The organism is Arenicella chitinivorans (genome assembly GCF_014651515.1).
In the GTDB taxonomy this organism is placed as follows: domain Bacteria; phylum Pseudomonadota; class Gammaproteobacteria; order Arenicellales; family Arenicellaceae; genus Arenicella; species Arenicella chitinivorans.
On sequence record NZ_BMXA01000001.1, the window covers coordinates 489,519 to 509,381 of the forward strand.

The window sequence follows — 19,863 nt, forward strand, 5'->3', positions numbered from 1 at the left end:
GTCGTTCAGGATTCGGTACTACGGTCTTGATTTGCCTTCGGTCAGCAAGGTTTTTAACTCTTTCAAGCTGGCTTCGGATAGTTCACCGCGCTGCTCGGCCATCGATACAGCACGTTGGCCGAGTGCCTGGTAAAGCAAGCGTTGGTCGACGTCGGGCAGGGCGTCCAGATGCGCACCGACCGTGGTGGCATCGCCACGCGCGATTGGTCCGCTTAACCCCGCCACCGTGCCAAACTGGTGCAGATTCTCCAGGGTGGCGGTCACGAGCGGCTTGATTGCGGTTAGGAACGTGTCACCAGAGAGTCCCGCTTGTTCGGCCATCTCCACGCTGACATCCAGTAAGACCGTGAGATAGTTGCAGGCAAATACACAGGCCGCGTGATACAACACCTTCGACTCGGCATTCAAGTGGCTGACCTCAAACCCGAGTCGACTGAACAGTACGGTGAGCAGGTCGACAGCAACAGGGTCGCCCTCTACGAACGCATGGCTTTGGTGTGTCAAACTATTGAATCGGGCTAGAGCGGCATCCACGCTGGGGAAGGTGTTGAGTGGATGAATTGATGCAGTGCGCCCGCCAGCTTGCTGTATCGCCGTGAGGCAATGGCTTGATAGTGCACCCGAGCAGTGCGCCACGACGGTATCGCCTTGACACTCGCTTGCCAGCGCCTCGGCCAGTGGCTGGATTTTGCCGTCAGGCACCGTAAGGAGTACAACATCGGCAGTCCGCATTGCGTTACTTTGCGCGCTCGGGTCGCGGCCCGTCAAGCTCGCGTCCATTCCGATCAGGTGCATCAGCTGATGCAGGCTGCGACCAACCTTGCCCGCACCGATGATGCTTACGCTCGGGTTAGTTACTCCGCGAGTCATTTTTTGAGACTGATCGGCTTAACGCCGTTTGCAATTCCGCAGCGCTTAGGCCAATGGTCTGCTGGCCCGCCTCAACTTGGCGAATCAGTCTTACAATGGCCGCATTCATCGGGCAATCAATACCGAGCGCTTTCCCTTCACGAACGACCGCGCCATTTAAAAATTCGATCTCAGTCTGTTTGCCTTGCGAGACATCCCACCACATTGATGTGCGTGCTGTGGGGTCAATGGCCAGCATTTTCTGCGCGATACGCGTGAAGATGAAATTGGGTAAGCGCATCAAATGAGGAATTAAGGAGGGCGGTGCGGCGGTGATTTTGGGTAGCTCCAGTTGCAGCGCCTTGGTGACTGCCAGTAGTTCTTGCATCAGGTCTGCGATGATTTGCCGATAGCCGCGATCCTCGGTCATGGCTTTGACGGGAATATCCGCCAGTGCATTCACTGGATTGGCTAAGTTCAACTGTAATTTAGCCCACTGATCAGCCAGGAATTGGCGGCTGCAGGTCGCTGGCAACAGGTCGCAGTTCAACTGTTGTATCAGGCGCGCGACTTTAGGGTGCCATTCCACTACCAGCTTACCGTCGGTGGAGCGGTGCAAGTGTCCGGCCGCCTGTTCGGCCACATTAAATCCGACCACGGCATTGAGCACGGTGTTGTTCGGAAACGCATCTCGAATAATTTGATCGCTGCCGAATCCATTTTGACAGCAAATCACCACTGTATTGGGTTCGATCAGCGTTTGCAGGTCGACGAGACTGGCGGCCACTGCTGTGCATTTCACAGTCAACCAGAGTACGGAAACCGCGTCGCTGTGTTCTGCGGTGTGAAAGCGCAGCGGGATAGACTCGATCCGGTGGGTATCTAAATCAGTCAAGGTGAGTCCCGCTTCGAGCTTGGCCTGGATATTGGGGCGTGCGACCAAATGGGTGGTCAAGCCTTGCGCGCTCAGAGCACCAGCAAGGTAACCGCCAACTAGGCCTGCTCCAAAAACCAGCTGTGTCATGCGCTCTCTCGCAATTGTAAAGAAAGCAGTTCGTGCTTTTCGCTGAATGTCATCCAGTCGGTTTCGGCTTGGTCTAACTCTTTTTGTACGTAGGCTTGGTCGGTTAACAGCGCTTTGAGTTTGTCTTTGTTGTCGTCGTTATAGAGTTCGGTATCAGCGAGTTGCGCTTCGATTGCTTCTTTCTGTTCAGTCAGTTTTTCGATCACGCGCTCGGCGCGTTTGATCTTATTGCTCAACGGTTGCAGTTCTTTACGGCGCTCGGCGTCCAGGCGCTTTTGTTCTTTCTTCGCTGCTGCCGTGTTCGTAGGTCGAGGCTTCTCATCGCCTTGCGCGGACTGTCCTCGGTCGCCACGATTGTGTTCAGCCAACCATTTGGGGTAATCATCGACACTGCCTTGGAACTCGGTAGCGCGACCATTAGCAACCAGAATCAGTTTGTCCGAGTTTACTTTCAATAAATGGCGGTCATGCGACACCAGAACCACTGCACCACTGAAATCCTGCAGTGCCACTGCCAGAGCTTGTCGCATTTCGAGGTCTAGATGGTTGGTGGGTTCATCCAACAACAGAAGATTTGGTCGCTGGTAACATATCAACGCCAGTGCGAGGCGTGATTTTTCACCGCCGGAAAAAGGCGCGACCTTGCTTGTGGCTTTACTGCCGGTAAACCCGAAGCTGCCCAGATAGCGCCGTAGCTGATTGTCGGTCGCTTGACCATTGTTGCATTCTTTGTCGAGTAGGGCGAGGTGCTCCATCGGCGAATGCGCCATTTGCAACTGTTCAATTTGATGTTGTGCGAAATAGCCAATATTGATTTCTTTGGACGCGTGATAGTTGCCACTTAATAACTTGAGTTCGCCGGCCAGTAGTTTAATCAGTGTGGACTTGCCCGCGCCGTTCGGTCCAATTAAGCCGACGCGGTCGCCAGGCGCCATGGCAAATTCAATGCCATTGACGATGGGTGTATCCGCATAGCCTACCGAGGCTTTATGTAAGCTTAATAACGGGCTGGGATTTTTTTCTGGATCAGGGATGCTAAACCCGAATGGTGAGTCCACGTGCGCAGGCGCAATCTGTTGCATTTTTTCCAGCGCCTTAAGCCGGCTTTGAGCTTGTGTGGCTTTACTAGCTTTGGCGCGGAAACGACGCACAAAGTCTTGCATGTGCAGAACTTCGCGCTGTTGCTTTTCATACTGAGATTGCTGGTTCGCTAGTTGCTCGGTTCGAATCCGTTCAAAAGCAGAGTAATTACCTTTGAACAAACTGGCTCTCTGGTTTTCTATATGCAAGGTATGGGTGGTGAGCTCATCCAGAAAATCGCGATCGTGCGCAATCAAAATCAGGGTGCCACGGTACTGTTTTAACCACCGCTCCAGCCACAGTACGGCGTCTAAGTCGAGGTGGTTGGTTGGCTCATCAAGCAGCAATAGATCGGATCGACACATGAGTGCTTTGGCAACATTAAGCCGTACTCGCCAGCCACCCGAAAAGGTTTTGGCAGGTTTGTCGATGTCTTCGGGTTTAAAGCCCAAACCGTCTAAGAGTTGAGCCGCGCGCGCGCGCGCCGAATACCCGTCTATTTCTTCGTAACGAGCCTGAAAATTTAGGAACCGCGGATGATCCGGGTCTTGGACCTTCGCGTCCAGTTCGCGCCATTCCTGATCGCCATCAAGAACGTGCTCGATGGCAGGTCGTTCATTGGCGGGTGCTTCTTGTGCGACGTGGGCCATGACCCAGTCACGTGGGATTTTTACATCGCCTTTGTCGATTACAAGCTCGTTGCGTAATACCGCAAATAGGCTGGACTTTCCGCACCCGTTCGCGCCCGTTAAGCCCACTTTTTGCCCGGGGTGAATTTGACAACTCATATTGTCAAATAACAGACTTTCGCCACGGCGAATGGATAAATTTTCAAACTGAATCATGTCGCTAGTGTAGCGGTAACTGAGATTGATACAAACCTTGTTTTAATGGCATGAATGACTATTAATAGGCCTATGCAAAAATTTTCAATTATTTATGAGGCTGCGGTCAAGCGTAAAGGTGGCGAACAGGAATTGCGTAAACTGTTGGTACCGGTACGGTCGCCTGACTACCTTCGACAGGTGAGCGATGATCGTTATTTAGCCCAGTTAACCAGGTGTGTGTTTAATGCTGGGTTTCATTGGCGAGTGATTTCATCTAAGTGGGACGGATTCGAAAAAGCATTTCACGGTTTCGATTTAGGTCATTTACTGACCAAGTCGCCAGAAGAGTGGGAGGCGTATCTGGAAGATACCCGTATCATCCGAAATTGGCAGAAAATTCAAACCGTGTATGAAAATGCGTTGATGTTTGAGGATATCGCGGCCGAACACGGGAGTTTTGCGGCTTTTTTTGCCGATTGGCCGATCGACGACCAAGTTGGTTTGATGCGCTATTTACACAAGCATGGTGCGCGCCTTGGCGGCAAAACAGCGCAGTGGTTTATTCGATTCAGTGGCAAGGACGGGTTTGTACTGAGTGATGATGTGGTTACCGCGTTGATCGCCAACGGGGTCGAGGTGAACAACCCAGTAACTAGCCAGCGTGACTTGAAATCAGTTCAGACCGCGTTTAACAACTGGCAAAAGGAGTCGGGTTTGCCCTATACCCATATCAGCAAGGTCTTGAGCTATTCGGTGGGCGATAATGTGCCGGTGGATGTATTGACCGGCTATCAAGGTTCGCAGACACTGACTTAAGGGGCCGTGCGGCATCAAAAAAGGGCGCTAACCGATTGGTCAACGCCCTGATTGAGTACTTTGTGAACTGCGTTGTTACTTGGTTGGTTTGACAACAAATAACAGGTCACCGGCATTCACTTGTGCCCCATTGGCCTGATTCACTCGCACCACCTCGTAGCTTTTGTCGGCAGTGAAGATTTCGCCTGAGCCTGGTACGCTCGACAATGAGATATGCGTAAACAGCTTCATCGCCTCGACCTGACATAAAGTCTGGCTCAAGTTGACCTTGTCTCCGACCTCAACGAACTCGGGTTCACTTGGTGTTGGTGTTGAGTAATAAATACCCGTCATTGGCGAAATCACCTTGATTTCATCGGTGCCAGCGATCTTCAGACTGCTGACATCACTGTCGGCCTTATCGACACCGGTGTAGGCCATTTCTTGCACGATTTGCTTTTTATCCAGCGTATCAAGGAAGGCTGGTAGATAACCGGTATCATAATCGCCTTTAACAAAAGTGGGATCCTTGAGGATGCGCTTTAAAAGTGAAATGTTGGTGCACACGCCTTTGATGACCGTTTGCTCCAGTGCTTCAATCAGCTTCTTGATGGCATCTTTGCGGTTTTTTCCGTGTACCACAAGCTGAGCAATCATGCTGTCATAAAATGGCGAAATGGTCTTGCCTTCGGAGACTGATGCGATGACTTCGATATGATCGCCGGATGGGAACTTACACTCGGTGACTAGGCCTGGTGTTGGCAGAAAGTCGATCACGCCATCGGAATCCAAACGCGCTTTTTCGGCGGTGATACGTGCCTCAATTGAGAAACCTTTGTTGCCAATCTTTAAATTTTTGATTGAAGCGCCTTCGGCAATTTCAAATTGTTTGGCTACGATCGGCACACCCGATGTCCACTCGGTGACTGGGTGCTCAACCTGAAGACGGGTGTTCATTTCCATAAAATAAATGGTGTTGGCCTTCAGGTCGTAAATGAACTCGACCGTACCAGCGCCAAAATAATCTACGGCATCCGCTAGATTGGCCGCGCACTCATAGGCTTTCTGCTCCAGATCCTTCGGTAACATGGTTGAGCCGGACTCTTCCAATACTTTCTGGTTGTTACGCTGGACCGTGCAGTCACGCAGGCCGAGTACCTGCGTACACCCATGCGCGTCACGCAGGATTTGCACTTCGATATGACGCATCGACTCGACGAACTTCTCTAAATACAAGTCGCCATTGCCAAACGCGCTGCGTGCTTCACTGTAGACGTTATTGAATGCGTTTTTGATGTCTGCGGCACTGCGTACAACCTTAATGCCTTTACCACCACCGCCGTGAACCGCCTTGAGCAGGACGGGGTAGCCAATATCTTCTGCTACTTTGGCCGTCGCTTCAGCACTGGTCAAAATACCGTGCGAACCAGGGACCACGGGTACGTTGTTGGCCATCGCCGTGCTGATTGCATTCGACTTGTTGCCCATGGTGTCCATGCTGCTGGCTTTGGGTCCGATAAAGTTCAGCCCATTGGCTCGACACAAGCGCGCAAAGCCCGCATTTTCCGATAAGAAACCGATGCCTGGGTGCAATGAGTCCGCATCGCGCGCACGGGCAATGGTAACCACCGACAAACCATTTAGGTAGCTCTCTCCGGGTGTTTGGCCGCCAAGACAAACGACTTCGTCACGGTCAGTCAACATGTCGCACGCAGCCGAATCCATGTCTGGATCGGATTGTACGAGCAGCACCTGATAGCCCTGGGCTTGTGCCACGCGGATCAGCTTGACCGCGGTACAGCCTCGTGCGTGAATCAGGACTTTCTCGATCTTACCCATCTGGTCAATAGCGCGATGGATTTTGACCTCTGGCTCACGTCGACGCATGCTGGCAGCGCCAGATATGACCTGATTGACCACCTCATTAATGGTCTCAGTGGGTAACTCAATAGTGGGGTCAACTTCACGTAATTTTTCATCCAACCCGTCGGCAAACGGGTGTTTCACAAGCCCCTGCATTGCACCAGGCTTGCTGGCTAGGTAGTTTGATGTGGTCGCCATCGACGGTAGGAAAGAAGGGACGACAACTCGGCCAGCAAATGGCATGTCGGTGCCACTAAGGTAGTAGGTGTGCACCAATGGGTGAGTGACAAAACTCGCTTGGGAACCACCGGTGCAGTCGCCGAAGCCGAACACCATGACGGGCAAGCCAGTATCGGCAATGAAATTGGTGATGCGGTCATTCACAATCGCCATCGAGAACAAGGAGCTTGGTCCTTCTTTTGTTTGCATGCCGCCGGATGACACAAAACACACGACGGGCAGTCCGCGCTCAGCACAGTCGAGCAACAGCGAACACAACTTTTCGGCGCCGGCCATATCAAAGGCGCCAGCCTGAAACGCCACGTTAGAGATCAATGCACCGACTTCGCGAGTGTTGCCGTCGTCGTCTAACTTGAACTTGCCGATCCCGGTGATCACACCGCATGGTGTGACGTTATTGTTCAAAGCCTTCTCGATAGATTGACGAAAGCCCGGAAACGAGACCGGGTTGGCGGTCATTTTATTGGCGTTAGTTTCTTCAAAGTCGATAAAGAAACGTTGTTTGAACGCATCAACGGTGGTGGCCTTTTGCTTTTTATACGATGTCAGAACACGTTGGATTAGCAAATCTTGATACGCGATATTCAGCTGATTCCAGAAGTCTTTGCGTTTACCAATGCGCCACGGGTTGATCTGGCCGTTGTAGCTTTTGCCACTCATCTGTGCCTCGATAAAGCGCGGCACCAGGGTTTCAAAGAAATAGGTGATCAGCACCAGCAGTGAGTCTGACATGCGCGGGAAGTTTACACGCTTCCATTCCTCGACCGCCGACAGAAATTCGCCACGTTGATCGTACTTGACGAAATGGCCGAGCCATTTAGCAAACTCGGACTTGATATCGCTGTCGACGACGCCATCGGCCATTGAGCCGGTCACGTTACTGGCCACTTCCTCTAGCGAGGAATCTAGAATTTTGCGCAACGTTTTTTCGGATAAGGACTCGAAGGCTTTCGACTCCTCAGCGATTTCGCCAAAATTATCGACGATATTGTTGTACAGCGCGTCAAAGATCAGAATGTCGCGGAACTGTGTGTGCAGGATATCGCGAATGGTTGGCTCGTTGAGTGTGTCCAACAGTGTCAGTTCGGCTTCTGGTTTGGACAGATAGTCGTCGCTTTCGTTGCTCAATTCGCTGAGGCGATTGTTCATTTCTACGAAATTAAACGCGGCGTCCGATTTCCAGCGATTGTACAAATACAAGCACAGTACGAAGCAGTAATTCTTCTGGGCGCTGCGGTAATTGCTTTGCGGGTCGCCGAGAATCAGCGCAGTAATCTTGTTGCGGTCGGTATTCAGCTCGTCACGCTTGCTTTTTAGGTGGGCCCAAGCTTTCGCAAGTTCATCGTTATAAACCAGCTTTTCCGGGTCCGATAGCCACTGTTCAAACGCTTTCTCGCGCATTTGGCGCAGGCGGTCCTTGAGGTCGCCCTTGGGTATTTCTTTGTCTGCTAATCGGCCGTAAGTCTCGATGGTCGCAGAATGGATTCGGCAGCGCAGTGACAAAGAACGCAGATACATCATGGCGTGTGAGTACACACTAGGATACTCCGTGAGTTCGCCATACAGTTCAAATTGCGCTGCTTTTTGTAACTCAGCGAAACTGTCACGGTGCAACTTTTCAGTCCGCACATTGTCTAGGTAATCGGTGCCAACAATGGGGTTTTCCAATACTTCACGCTTGGCGTCTGCTTCGATTTCCTTAACGCCTGTGAAAATCGCAGCGACCAGATTGGACGTATCGTCGTTGTTGTCACTTGGGTCCCAGTCAATAACGCCATCGATGGCGCCGCTGCGGTACAGTTCCGAGGGCGATACTCCGACATAGCGTGCGCTTTCCTGCCAAGACAAGTTGTATTGACGGGCAATGTTGGCCAACCCCTTCGGTTGAATCGTGTTGAATGCAGCGCAGCGAACGGCGAGCAGCAGATTGGTAGTCGCCAGTGGAATTGCACCGCCAGAGTAACCTAAACCATAAATCACGCCTATAGATGGCACCTTGGCGGCGGCCATCACCGCAATCAAACGTGAAATTGAGTGTGCCTGGTTAGATGCGTTGGCATCCGTCCCAGCATCAGCGCCGGGTGTGTCCATAAAGGTCACGATCGGAATGGCTCGACGCGCGTAGCCGTCGACTAGGCGACATGCCTCTAGGTGATGCTCAGGACTCCAGACGCCGTTTGCCACACTGCGGTTTTGTGCAATCATGGCGATGCGGCGCGTATCACCGTTGTATTCCAGTGAAAGCTCGATTGCATATAACGGGCCAAGCTCGAATTCTTGATGGATCTTGCCGCGTAACTGGCTGATGATGGTTTTCGCGCTCGGCCGATTGGCCGACTCAGCGGGGTCAAGAACTTTGGCCACATAGTCATCGACAGAGAGCTTTTTGAGGCTTTGGCGCGTTGCTTCAACGTCTTTGGGGCTGAGTAAGCCGCTGATATTTTGATGCCATTTGAATGGGTGTTTGGTGCCATTCAGGGACAGGTTGTTTGCGCGTCGTTCGATATCTTTGAACAGACTCATCATCTGGTCAGATTTCACTTTGGATTGATCGTTCGTATTCAACGTAACTTACCCTTTAGAGTTGATTACTGTATGTTGTGGTTTGAGTCAGGTTCGTCATCCACCTTCAATCCGGCGATATCCTGCGCTCACCGTTGATTGCTGGTCAAAATGATCAGTATGTACGAGTGTGATGACGATTTATCTTTTTCTTTTGCTTAATGGTTAAGTATGCCATGAAACTACCTGAGATTCCGAGTAGTAAATCTTTCAGTTCGACATTGCGGCCGACACCAAGTTGTAGGATTTCAGCAAGTAAACACAGGCCAACCGTACAGGCCAACACCTTTGCAGCGGACTGTTTTAATAGTGGCAGGTTGGATGCATATAATAACGCGGTGATGAAGAGTCCGCCAAGCAGGTGTAAAGCAATGTCAGCGTTTTGCTCGAACCACAGGATTGCGTCGTAAGGCACGCCGACGGAGCGCAGTGCTCGGTGAGGCATCCAATGCGAAAAATTGTACTGTGGCTGCAAGACGACATAACTACCGATACTCAGCACTGTGAGCAGCAGCATGCGGTAAAACCATTTTGCTTCTAATCTGAGCATAGTTCATAATTCTCGCCTGCTAAGGCAAACTCCCTCAAGTATTGTGACTGAATTACTCATTAAATCGCGCGCCAGCCAATCGTCTCGACCGTTGCCTGGCCTGTCACCGTCTGTCCAGCGCGTGTTGCACAACCGCGGTATTAGCGCCCCGCATGAACTTGAGTATAGTCTCAAGCGTTTATTGCCACCGCATTCATTAACCAATATTGAGGCAGCCGGTACGCTGTTAGCTGACGCCGTAATGGCCGGTGCCAATATCGTGATTGTTGGCGATTTCGACGCGGATGGCGCCACAAGTTGTGCGCTGGCTGTTCGGTGTTTAAACGCTTTCGGTTTGTCTTCAGTGAGCTACTTGGTGCCCAATCGGTTTGAATTCGGTTACGGCTTGTCGCCAGAAATTGTCGGCGTAGCTGCCATGCGTCAGCCGGATATTCTGGTTACTGTTGATAATGGCATCAGCAGCGTTGGTGGTGTGCATGCCGCGCAAGCGCTCGGTATGTCGGTATTGGTCACAGATCACCATTTGCCCGGCGAGGAGATTCCGACCGCGGATGTGATCGTCAACCCGAATCTGCCCGGCGATCGCTTTGCCAGTAAAAATCTTGCTGGCGTTGGTGTGATTTTCTACGTCATGTTGGCTGTCCGCGCAGAGTTGCGTCAGCAGCGGTGGTTTGAACAACAGGGCATCGCAGAACCCAATATGTCGCATTTTCTTGATCTGGTGGCCTTAGGTACTGTTGCGGATGTGGTTCCGTTGGATGCGAATAATCGAATCTTGGTTCAGCAGGGCATGCAACGGATTCGTCAGGGGGCTGCCTGCCCGGGCATTCAGGCCTTGCTGACAGTCGGAAAGCGGAATGCGGCCCGATTGTCTTCGAGTGATCTCGGGTTTGCCGTCGGGCCGCGTCTGAACGCAGCAGGGCGATTGGATGATATGTCGCTCGGCATCGAGTGCTTACTCACAGACGATGTCGATGCCGCAATGGCGATGGCCTTACAACTCGACGAGTTAAACCAGCAGCGTCGTGATGTTGAGCGAAGTATGCAACAAGACGCGCTTGCCATTGTCGAGCAAATACAAATTGACGACGACGGTGACCTGCCGGCGATACTGACTTTATCTGACCCGACTTGGCATCAAGGGGTCGTTGGTCTGGTTGCATCGAGGATTAAAGAGCGCGTTCACCGACCGGTGGTTGCGTTAGCGCCGGGCGACAATGAAGGTGAATGGAAAGGCTCGGCACGCAGTGTTGATGGAATTCATATTCGAGACTTATTGGCTCGCGTCGACGCACTCCATCCAGGCCTGATCACCAAGTTTGGCGGACACGCTATGGCCGCTGGATTATCCGTAACCGATGCCAACCTCTCAGCGTTTACCAAGGCCTTGAGCACGGTCGCAACTGAATTGACACAGGGTCACGATTGGCGTCAAATCATCTGGACCGACGGTGCGCTCGATGCGGTCGAGTTCAGTGAGGAAATTGCAGAGCAGCTGCGTACCATGACGCCTTGGGGGCAGGGATTTCCAGAACCCTTATTTGAAGGTGAGTTTGAAGTTCTGGATGCGCGCATTGTTGGCGAGTCGCATGCCAAACTCGTATTGCGTCCAAGCGTTGGAGAACAGCCGTTGGACGCCATTTGTTTCGGTTATCTGGACACCCATGCTGAGTTGCCCACTGGCACCATTTACGCGGCCTTTCAGTTGGATGTGAATGAGTTTCGCGATCGTAGAACGCTACAGTTAATGGTGAAACATATTCATCTTTGCTAACGCCGCCATGATAAAAACACTGCATGCTATGATTGCTTTTTTGGTGGCAAGCCCCATACACAACGATTATTTTTTAGGAGAAATTTTATGAGTTACATGAATGTTGCATCTGACGCGGTCGTGAGTGAACTGCCCGGAGAGGCGCGGGCTGCATTTATCAAACGCACCTACGTGCATGTGGCTGGCTCATTGGCCGCCTTCGCTATGTTGGTGTCGTTTTTTCTGTCACTTGGCTGGGGTGAGAAAGCCATGCAATTGCTGGCAGTCAGTCGTTGGAGTTGGCTGCTTGTACTGGCTGCATTTATGGCCGTGAGTTTTGTTGCAAACCGTTGGGCGCACAGCGGCGCATCACGTGAGCTGCAGTACGCAGGCCTAGGCTTGTATGTGGTCGCCGAAGCCATCATCTTTCTGCCTCTGATCGCGATCGCGCAATTATATGCGCCGGGCGTGATTCAAAATGCCGCGGTAATTACAGGCGCGTTAGTGACGGCATTAACCTTTATCGTCTTCACGACGCGCAAGGATTTTTCGTTTCTAGGCCCGATCTTGTCGATTGGCGGTTTTGTCGCCCTGGGCGTGATTGCGGCCTCAATCGCGTTTGGTTTCACGCTCGGCACCGTGTTCTCTGGAATTATGATTGCCTTCGCTGGTGGCTCAGTGTTGTATACCACGTCTAACGTGTTACACACGTATCGTGAAGATCAACATGTCGCCGCCTCCTTGGCGCTATTTGCCAGCATCGCATTGATGCTTTGGTATGTGATTCAATTGTTGATGTCACTGGGTGATGATTAGGCATAAGCCGATTTTGACGGAGCAGTCGTGAAAATAAACACCCTTCAAGACTTTGTCGGCAACACGCCGCTGGTCAAAATTCAGCGGTTGTGGCAAGGTCAGCATGCCCACCTGTTCGCGAAATTGGAAGGGAATAACCCGGCCGGTTCGGTAAAGGATCGCCCGGCGCTCAATATGATCGCCAAAGCGGAAGCTCGCGGTGACATTAAGCCTGGTGATACTTTAATAGAAGCAACCAGTGGTAACACCGGCATTGCGCTGGCGATGGCTGCGGCCATGAAAGGGTACAAGATGACCTTAATCATGCCGGACAATATGAGCGAAGAACGGCGAGCTTCGATGCGTGCTTTCGGTGCCGAGATCATTTCTGTGTCACAGGCGGCCGGCGGTATGGAGCTGGCGCGCGATCTGGCGTTGGAAATGCAGGCAGAGGGTAAGGGCAAGGTGCTGGATCAGTTTGCGAACCCCGATAATTGGATGGCGCACTACGAGTCGACTGGCCCGGAAATCTGGCGCGACACCGATGGCGAAGTCACGCACTTTATCAGTTCAATGGGTACCACGGGAACCATTATGGGCGTCTCCAGGTATTTAAAGGAGCAATCTTGTGAGGTCGAAATCGTTGGTGTGCAACCCGATGGTCACTCGCAGATACCTGGAATCCGGCGCTGGCCGGCCGCGTACTTACCAAAAATATTTGAACCGAGTCGCGTTGACCGCACCTTGGATGTCGCACAGTCAGTGGCAGAGAACACCATGCGCGAGATGGCCAAAAAGGAAGGGATATTTGCTGGCGTATCGTCCGGCGGCGCCATGGCGATTGCCCTGAAAGTCGCCGCTGAGCAAGAAGCGCTGGGCAACACGGCAGTGATTGTCACGATTGTGTGTGACCGTGGTGACCGCTACTTGTCGACTGGTGTGTATTAATTAACCGTTATGAACGTATTGGCATTTGATATAGAGACCATTCCCGATGTAGCTGGAGGGCGACGGCTATTGGGCTTGTCCGATGAGCTCTCCGATGCGGACGTGGCTGAGGCTATGTTTGCTAAGCGACGAGAGAAAACGGGGTCGGACTTTATTGCCACACATTTACAGAAGGTGGTGGCCATCTCGGCGGTGTATCGGAACAGCCACAAAGATCAATTTTCGGTATGGACGCTCGGAAATGAGCAAAGTACGGAAGCGGAGATTGTAGAGAATTTTTTTGCCGGCATCGATAAGCACACGCCAACTTTGGTGACCTGGAACGGGTCTGGTTTTGATTTGCCCGTACTGCACTACCGAGCCTTGATCAACGGAATTCAGGCTGCACGATACTGGGAGTTGGGGGAAGACGATTCGAATTTCCGCTGGAACAATTACATTGGCCGGTTTCACTTGCGTCATACTGATTTGATGGATGTGATGGCCGGTTACAATAATCGTGCATTTGCGCCGCTGGATGAAATTGCCGTGTTACTTGGCTTACCCGGCAAGATGGGCATGAGCGGCGCGCACGTCTGGGAGCAGTATAAGGCTGGCGAAATCAAAGCGATTCGAGACTACTGTGAAACCGACGCCTTAAATACCTATCTAGTGTATCTGCAATGGCAATTTATGCGCGGTCAGCTAGACGCTACAGGCCTAGCCGCGGAACAAGCGGTGGTGCGTACGGCGCTGGCAGAGTCAGAGCCGCACTTGATCGCATTTCTGGACGCGTGGGGTCAGGGTAGAGCGTCGTAGGTACCGAGAAACTTATTTACCGAAACTTACAGCAAGTCTCGAATAACGCCAAATACTGTTAGCAACAGCATTACCACGCTGGCCAGACCGGTAATTAACATGCCGGGACCGCGCCGCGATGGCTCATCTGACAGGTAGCCGCGGGCATACAGAAACCGTCCGATTAAATAAACCACACCGAGCCCGGCTGCGACATCGGGGCGAAAAAACGTGGCGCACAGCCACAGCGCAGGTAGGGCTAATACCATTTGCTCCAAGGTATTTAACTGCACACGCAAAGCGCGTTCGAAGCGGACACCGCCGGTCATGGCGGGTGCTTTAACGCCTTCTTTGCCGCGTGCCTGACCGGCGAGCGCAATAAAGTAAATGTATTGTGCCAGAATGAGCACCGATACCAGTGCGACGTAGTGAAGCGTCATGTCATCTCTCCTGTAATGGGTAGTCCAAAGCCACTTAGCATAGCCTGCGGTAATTGGTTTTGTACAGTTGTCGTTTTGATCGTCAATCGCTTCGTAGACGTAGTCGAAACCACACCATTAGTAATCGGTACGCGAGGTCGAGCGGATTTTTCTACCCGACTTAGTTGTCAGTGGCGCGCTTAACTGGTTAAATCACGCCACTTTTGCTGCCGACAGGCCACTTTGGTTTCAGGCGGAGGCGGTTTATCCGTCGCAACCGACTCTGATATGGAGTCCTAATCAACTTAATTGCTCCAAATAGAGATCAGAGTATGGCAAGAAGACGCAGACGTGCCCGTAAGCAACTGGATTTAACGCCGCGCGAAATTCAGATTGATTCGCTGGCACATGACGGCCGTGGTGTTGGTCGTGGTGAAGACGGTAAGGTGGTGTTTGTTGACTTCGCGTTGCCGGGAGAGCGTGTTAAGTATGTGCCGGTGATGAACCGTAAAAGCTATTTATTCGGGACCACCATCGAGGTATTAGAGGCGTCGCCACATCGAATTGAGCCAAAGTGTGCGGTTTTTGGTCAGTGTGGTGGGTGTGTGCTACAACATCTAGAGCCTGAGAAACAGATCCACTACAAACAGCAAGCCTTGCTGGAAAACTTCAAAAAAATCGGCGACGTTCAACCTGAAACACTGTTGGCACCAATGGTCGGTCCACAATGGGGATATCGCCGTCGTGCCCGTCTGGGTGCTAAATTTGTGCCCAAGAAGGGCGGGATGATTGTCGGTTTTCGGGAACGAAATTCAAGTTATATTCAACCTACCGAGCGCTGCGAGGTGTTGTATCCGCAAGTGTCGAATTTAATTCCGGCGTTACGCGACACGCTGGGGAAAATCTCGTGCAATGACAAGCTACCGCAGGTGGAAATTTCGGTTGCGGATAATGCCACGGTCATGATTTTGCGCCATCTGGAGACGTTGCTTCAACAAGATCTAGATCTGCTGACAGCATTTGCCAAGCAGCACGAAATCCAGCTATTTTTACAGCCGGGCAACCTCAAAAGCGTACACCCGTTGTATCCGCCGAGTCCAGAGCCACTTTATTACCGGTTTGATGCGTTTGATATCACGGTTGAGTTTCTGCCAACAGACTTCATTCAAGTGAATGGCGGCATAAACGATCGCTTAGTGGCTACGGCAATCGAGTTACTTGACTTACAAGAAACCGACCGCGTGCTGGATTTGTTTTGCGGGGTAGGTAATTTTACCTTGCCGCTTGCTCGCTGTGCAGCCCACGTGGTTGGCGTCGAGGGTGATCGTGCGTTGGTCGATCGGGCTGACCATAACAAAGCGCTCAATAAGCTGAACAACCTTGAATTCCATTTCGGCGACTTGTTTAAAGAAGACATGACGAGTGAGTCGCATGGCGGCTGGCTGGAACAGTCTTTTGATAAAGTGTTGCTGGACCCACCGCGCTCTGGCGCGGCAGAGATGGTTAAGCGTATCCCCCAATTCAATCCGAGTAAAATAGTGTATGTGTCGTGCGGCCCAGCCACACTTGCACGCGATGCTGGTGTGTTGGTAAATGAGCATGGGTATCGCATGACGCATGCTGGCGTGATAGATATGTTCCCGCACACTGCGCACGTTGAGTCGATCGCGGTATTCGAAAAAGATTGATTTATCTAATAGATTGTTGGCTCGCTTTCGTTTTGTAAAATAGATCATAAGCTTCGGTATTATTGATTTCACATTAATCGAGAGCCCTTGTACTCTATTCAAGTAACGAATTATTCCTACTTTACCCAACACGATGAGGATTACCATGAGTGATATTGATATTGGAATTAACCAAGCTGATCGCGAAGCCGTCGCACAACATCTCAAGAAGCTACTGGCGGATTCATATACCCTGTACTTGCAGACCCATAACTTTCATTGGAATGTCACTGGGCCGATGTTCCATCAACTGCATTTGATGTTTGAAGAGCACTACACTGAGTTGGCTGTGGCGGTAGATGATATCGCTGAGCGAATTCGTAGTCTGGACATTGCAGCGCCAGGCACGTACAAAGCGTTTGCGCAGTTGAGTTCGATTAAAGAAGTCGACGGTGTTCCATCTGCCGACGACATGGTGGCTATCTTGACAGCAGGGCATGAGCAGGTGGTAAAAACTTGCCGAGCAGCGTTAACCGTTGCCCAAGAGGCTGATGACGAATCGTCTGCCGCGTTGATTTCAGACCGAATGCGCATTCACGAAAAAACAGCGTGGATGTTGCGTGCGTTGAACCCTTAAGGTGTTATCGCACTGGCGATGAATCTCGTATTGCCGTGTAGTTTCTGATTAATTGCTGAACTACGTGGGACCATTGAAAGTGTTGTTCCACGTAGTCTCTGGCCGCATTGCCCATCTCCTGTAGTGCTTCGAGGTCCGTCACGGCGTGTGCCAGAGTGCGGGCAATGTCGTCGACATCAAGTTCGGTGACGTACCCGACGTCATGTTCAGCCACCGTACGCGACAAGGCAACCTCGGTGCTTAATAAGGTGGGTGTGCCAGCGGCCAATGCTTCCAATGCAGCGATACCAAAATTTTCTGAAAAAGAAGTCAATGCAAACAGGTCTGCGCCCTGCAGTAATAGGGCTTTCTCGGCACCTTTGGCAAAACCAACGAAGTGGCAATTGTTGTTTATTTTCAAGGATGTGGAAAGGTTTTTGAGATGCTGAACATAGTCCGGTTCGCCGTCACCAGCAACGATGAGCTGAACGTTTAAGTCAGGAATTTTAGCCACCGATTCGAATAGTATTTCCAACCCTTTTTTGCGGTGTAGGCGTGATAAGAAAAGCACGATCGGACATTCACGCTTGAGTTTCAGTCGGGCAACAAGTTTTTCACGAGCGCCGCGAACTTCCATTGGCATTTCAAGCCCAAGCGGGATGACCTCCGACTTCATCGCATGAATGACTTCTTGAGCTTGCTGCATTTCGGCAGCGGCGGTAAATTGCACAAAGCCAGCGTTGGTAATATTTTTTCGTTCGATCCAATCAAGGTACCACTGCTTACGCCCCTTCGATTGCTGTAATGACCATCTTTCAAGTTGCCCGATGGGACGAACTACGTACGGTACGCGGTTTTTGCGTGCCAGTTGCATTGCCCTTGTTGAGCAGTACGAAAATATCGCATGTACGTGAATGATGTCGTAGTCATGAATATGATGCTTCAACCAATGCCCAAACCCCGGTGCGTAACTGTATTCGCGCAATGCTGTTATTGGGAACGAGATCCGGTTGAAGTAGCGAACCGGAACCCCTTGATATTCAGTCAACGCGTTGATGTTGACCCCAAGCTTACGCGGGCCATCATCGTTGGTGGTCGCGATTTCGGCATTGATGCCGGCTCGTCGCAAGGCTGAAACCATCTCGATTACTGCTTTGCTGGGACCGCCTCGGCATGGAGCCACGGATGGGATGACGTGCAGTACCCGCATAGCAGCTAACTTAGCGGACATGCCGTTTTCGCCATTCTTCAAACACAATCAAACTCCATTGACGGTACCATGGTGTTAACGGAATCCATTTTGGCACAGACGGACGTGTGAGGGACTGCCATTCATCGGAAAACCATTCGTCAAAAGGGAAGCGGAAACCTCGCTTTTCACGTTCTGTTACCCATTTCGGTAGCTCGGGTACCGCATCGATTAGAAGTTGTTTGCCGGTCATAAGTCGCATATCCGATGGGATCGTGCTGACCCGGTCGACCAAGATTTTGTCGACAAACGGAACACGTAGTTCCAAGCCCCAAGCCATACTTGCCATATCACTATCTCGTAGCAGTTGATTGCGCATATATACATTGATTTCATGTGCGCTGATATTGTCTGCCATGTCTTCGAATGCGTCTTTCGGCAATCTAGGGATACCGCCCGCTTTATCAGCGTATTGTGAAGTCAGTACGAGTGCTTCGCCGGTGGCAAAAATGCCCCGCAAACTTCGATGCGCGGCTGCAATGGATTTCGGATTGCACAGTGCGTCCAGCATGCGACGATATTTGACGGGCACAAACTTCTGCAAGCTAGGTTTTAAGGCCTGAATAATCGGTAGTGCCGGTCGGACGCGTGCGCTCTGACGCAACATGTCTGGGATCAAGCTGAAGGACTTGTAGCCACCGAACAGCTCATCGGCGCCAAGCCCCGAAAGCACAACTTTTTCGCCGTGGTCATGTGCCAGTTTGGCAACGCAAAACGTGTTGAATCCGTCGATAGTAGGTTGATCTACCGCATCCAGATATTGCTGGAAAAGCGGTAAAGCCAGCATCGGCGTCATCGTTAGTTCGGTGTGGTTGGTGCCGAAATGTGCGGCTGTGCGCTTCGCGATGTCTGCTTCGTTCCACTCGGGGTTGGAAAATGCCAATGAGTACGTGTTGATGCGCTTATTGGTAACCTTTTTTGCTAACGCCACGAGTGCCGTAGAGTCAATACCACCGCTTAGGAAGATGCCTACCGGGACGTCGCTCACGAAGTGTGCGCGCACACTGTCTTCGAGTGCCGTGCGAGTGATTTCGGTAGCTTGTTTGCGGTTGACATACTGTGGTTTGAATTTCAAAGACCAGTAATTTTTAACGCGTACTTTGCCTTGTCGCCAAGTGAGGTAGGCGCCGGCCGGCAGCATTCGTATGTCGCGGATTAGCGTGGCAGGTTCTTGCGGGGTGCCACGTAGAAAATAGCCGGTCAACCCGCCGCTCGATAGTTTACGATGACTTAGTCCGCTGGCCAACGTAGCCCGCAGTTCAGAGGCAAAGGCGAATTCCGATGTGTGTTGCACATAATAGAACGGTTTGATGCCAAGCGGGTCGCGTGCTGCAAATGCCTCCTTCTTTTGTTCGTCCCAAATTACAAATGCAAACATGCCGCGCAGAAAGTGAATGCATTTGCTGCCTTTGGCTCGGTACATTTTAAGAATGACTTCGGTGTCGGTTTGGGTGCTAAACGTTTCGCCATCGGCTTCCAATCGGCGTCTGAGTTGCAGGTAGTTATATATCTCGCCGTTGAAGGTAATGGTGAAACGACCGTCTGAGGTGCTGATTGGCTGTTTGCCGTTGGCAGACAGGTCAATAACCGCGAGACGCGTGTGGGTGAGGGCCGCCTGCTTGGACGGAGCGACGTAATCGCCGTGGCCGTCGGGACCACGATGGCGGAGCGCTTTTTGCATCGCCGCGAGTGGCGTGGCAATGTCACTTCGAGGTTTGGTGCTGAGTAATCCGGCAATACCACACATAATTTTATGACGTGAATAGCTACAAGATTGGTAACTATATCAGCAACTTAGCGAAATGCGTAGTTCGTCGCAGAATGCGCCTCTGGAATGGCGTGCTCGAGG

At 51.6% G+C, this 19,863-nt stretch carries 15 protein-coding genes; 7 read left to right on the plus strand and 8 right to left on the minus strand.

What is annotated here, in order from left to right; all coding sequences use genetic code 11:
- Positions 1-18: 18 nt before the first annotated feature.
- From IE055_RS02210 to IE055_RS02220, 3 genes are read right to left on the minus strand one after another with little or no spacing between them, the layout of a single operon-like run.
- Positions 19-870, minus strand: coding sequence for a Rossmann-like and DUF2520 domain-containing protein (locus tag IE055_RS02210; protein WP_189398368.1), 852 nt, complete (start codon positions 868-870; stop codon positions 19-21).
- The gene (locus tag IE055_RS02215) at positions 851-1,873 is read right to left on the minus strand and encodes a 2-dehydropantoate 2-reductase (RefSeq protein WP_189398369.1); all 1,023 of its coding nucleotides are present in this window, start codon (positions 1,871-1,873) and stop codon (positions 851-853) included. Before IE055_RS02215 ends, IE055_RS02210 begins: the two co-directional genes overlap by 20 nt.
- Entirely contained in the window at positions 1,870-3,798 is a 1,929-nt protein-coding gene (locus IE055_RS02220; protein WP_189398370.1) for an ATP-binding cassette domain-containing protein, read from the minus strand. Before IE055_RS02220 ends, IE055_RS02215 begins: the two co-directional genes overlap by 4 nt.
- Before the next feature lie 72 nt (positions 3,799-3,870).
- Between IE055_RS02220 and IE055_RS02225 the strand changes: the two genes are divergently transcribed.
- Positions 3,871-4,596, plus strand: coding sequence for a DNA-3-methyladenine glycosylase I (locus IE055_RS02225; protein WP_189398371.1), 726 nt, complete (start codon positions 3,871-3,873; stop codon positions 4,594-4,596).
- A gap of 75 nt (positions 4,597-4,671) precedes the next feature.
- Here IE055_RS02225 and IE055_RS02230 read toward each other — a convergent pair whose 3' ends face one another.
- Positions 4,672-9,204, minus strand: coding sequence for an ATP-binding protein (locus tag IE055_RS02230; protein ID WP_373299166.1), 4,533 nt, complete (start codon positions 9,202-9,204; stop codon positions 4,672-4,674).
- Between the two features lie 151 nt (positions 9,205-9,355).
- Entirely contained in the window at positions 9,356-9,790 is a 435-nt protein-coding gene (locus tag IE055_RS02235) for a hypothetical protein (RefSeq protein WP_189398373.1), read from the minus strand.
- Between the two features lie 43 nt (positions 9,791-9,833).
- Between IE055_RS02235 and recJ the strand changes: the two genes are divergently transcribed.
- The 4 genes from recJ to IE055_RS02255 all read left to right on the plus strand — a co-directional run bounded on the left by recJ (position 9,834) and on the right by IE055_RS02255 (position 14,084).
- Entirely contained in the window at positions 9,834-11,564 is a 1,731-nt protein-coding gene (gene recJ, locus IE055_RS02240; RefSeq protein ID WP_229794080.1) for a single-stranded-DNA-specific exonuclease RecJ, read from the plus strand.
- A gap of 87 nt (positions 11,565-11,651) precedes the next feature.
- Complete coding sequence (locus IE055_RS02245; protein WP_189398374.1) at positions 11,652-12,359, plus strand: Bax inhibitor-1/YccA family protein; 708 nt, start codon at positions 11,652-11,654, stop codon at positions 12,357-12,359.
- Positions 12,360-12,386: 27 nt separating this feature from the next.
- Positions 12,387-13,286, plus strand: a complete 900-nt coding sequence (cysM, locus tag IE055_RS02250; protein ID WP_189398375.1) for a cysteine synthase CysM — start codon at positions 12,387-12,389, stop codon at positions 13,284-13,286.
- Between the two features lie 9 nt (positions 13,287-13,295).
- Positions 13,296-14,084 (plus strand): 3'-5' exonuclease, encoded by a 789-nt coding sequence (locus IE055_RS02255; RefSeq protein WP_189398376.1) that lies wholly within the window; start codon positions 13,296-13,298, stop codon positions 14,082-14,084.
- Positions 14,085-14,110: 26 nt separating this feature from the next.
- On the opposite strand, the gene IE055_RS02260 is transcribed toward IE055_RS02255, so the two are convergent.
- Entirely contained in the window at positions 14,111-14,503 is a 393-nt protein-coding gene (locus IE055_RS02260; RefSeq protein WP_189398377.1) for an MAPEG family protein, read from the minus strand.
- Positions 14,504-14,814: 311 nt separating this feature from the next.
- On the opposite strand from IE055_RS02260, the gene rlmD reads away from it, so the two are divergent.
- Together rlmD and IE055_RS02270 are read left to right on the plus strand one after the other, a co-directional pair.
- A complete protein-coding gene (rlmD, locus tag IE055_RS02265; protein ID WP_189398378.1) occupies positions 14,815-16,170 on the plus strand; it encodes a 23S rRNA (uracil(1939)-C(5))-methyltransferase RlmD in 1,356 nt (451 codons plus the stop codon).
- Positions 16,171-16,315: 145 nt separating this feature from the next.
- Positions 16,316-16,786, plus strand: a complete 471-nt coding sequence (locus tag IE055_RS02270) for a Dps family protein (protein WP_189398379.1) — start codon at positions 16,316-16,318, stop codon at positions 16,784-16,786.
- A 4-nt stretch (positions 16,787-16,790) separates the two neighbouring features.
- Here the strand turns inward: IE055_RS02270 and IE055_RS02275 are convergent, their stop codons facing one another.
- Both IE055_RS02275 and asnB read right to left on the minus strand, forming a co-directional pair.
- On the minus strand, positions 16,791-17,996 hold the full coding sequence (locus tag IE055_RS02275) for a glycosyltransferase (protein ID WP_189398380.1): 1,206 nt from the start codon (positions 17,994-17,996) through the stop codon (positions 16,791-16,793).
- Positions 17,986-19,761 (minus strand): asparagine synthase (glutamine-hydrolyzing), encoded by a 1,776-nt coding sequence (asnB, locus tag IE055_RS02280; protein WP_189398381.1) that lies wholly within the window; start codon positions 19,759-19,761, stop codon positions 17,986-17,988. The genes IE055_RS02275 and asnB overlap by 11 nt, the downstream gene beginning before the upstream one ends.
- Positions 19,762-19,863 lie beyond the last annotated feature (102 nt).

Coding starts and splice junctions, on each gene's coding strand:
- IE055_RS02210 (WP_189398368.1), bottom strand. CDS start 870: ATGACTCGCGGAGTAACTAACCCGAGCGTAAGCATCATCGGTGCGGGC.
- IE055_RS02215 (WP_189398369.1), bottom strand. CDS start 1,873: ATGACACAGCTGGTTTTTGGAGCAGGCCTAGTTGGCGGTTACCTTGCT.
- IE055_RS02220 (WP_189398370.1), bottom strand. CDS start 3,798: ATGATTCAGTTTGAAAATTTATCCATTCGCCGTGGCGAAAGTCTGTTA.
- IE055_RS02225 (WP_189398371.1), top strand. CDS start 3,871: ATGCAAAAATTTTCAATTATTTATGAGGCTGCGGTCAAGCGTAAAGGT.
- IE055_RS02230 (WP_373299166.1), bottom strand. CDS start 9,204: ATGATGAGTCTGTTCAAAGATATCGAACGACGCGCAAACAACCTGTCC.
- IE055_RS02235 (WP_189398373.1), bottom strand. CDS start 9,790: ATGCTCAGATTAGAAGCAAAATGGTTTTACCGCATGCTGCTGCTCACA.
- IE055_RS02245 (WP_189398374.1), top strand. CDS start 11,652: ATGAGTTACATGAATGTTGCATCTGACGCGGTCGTGAGTGAACTGCCC.
- IE055_RS02255 (WP_189398376.1), top strand. CDS start 13,296: ATGAACGTATTGGCATTTGATATAGAGACCATTCCCGATGTAGCTGGA.
- IE055_RS02260 (WP_189398377.1), bottom strand. CDS start 14,503: ATGACGCTTCACTACGTCGCACTGGTATCGGTGCTCATTCTGGCACAA.
- rlmD (WP_189398378.1), top strand. CDS start 14,815: ATGGCAAGAAGACGCAGACGTGCCCGTAAGCAACTGGATTTAACGCCG.
- IE055_RS02270 (WP_189398379.1), top strand. CDS start 16,316: ATGAGTGATATTGATATTGGAATTAACCAAGCTGATCGCGAAGCCGTC.
- IE055_RS02275 (WP_189398380.1), bottom strand. CDS start 17,996: ATGTCCGCTAAGTTAGCTGCTATGCGGGTACTGCACGTCATCCCATCC.
- asnB (WP_189398381.1), bottom strand. CDS start 19,761: ATGTGTGGTATTGCCGGATTACTCAGCACCAAACCTCGAAGTGACATT.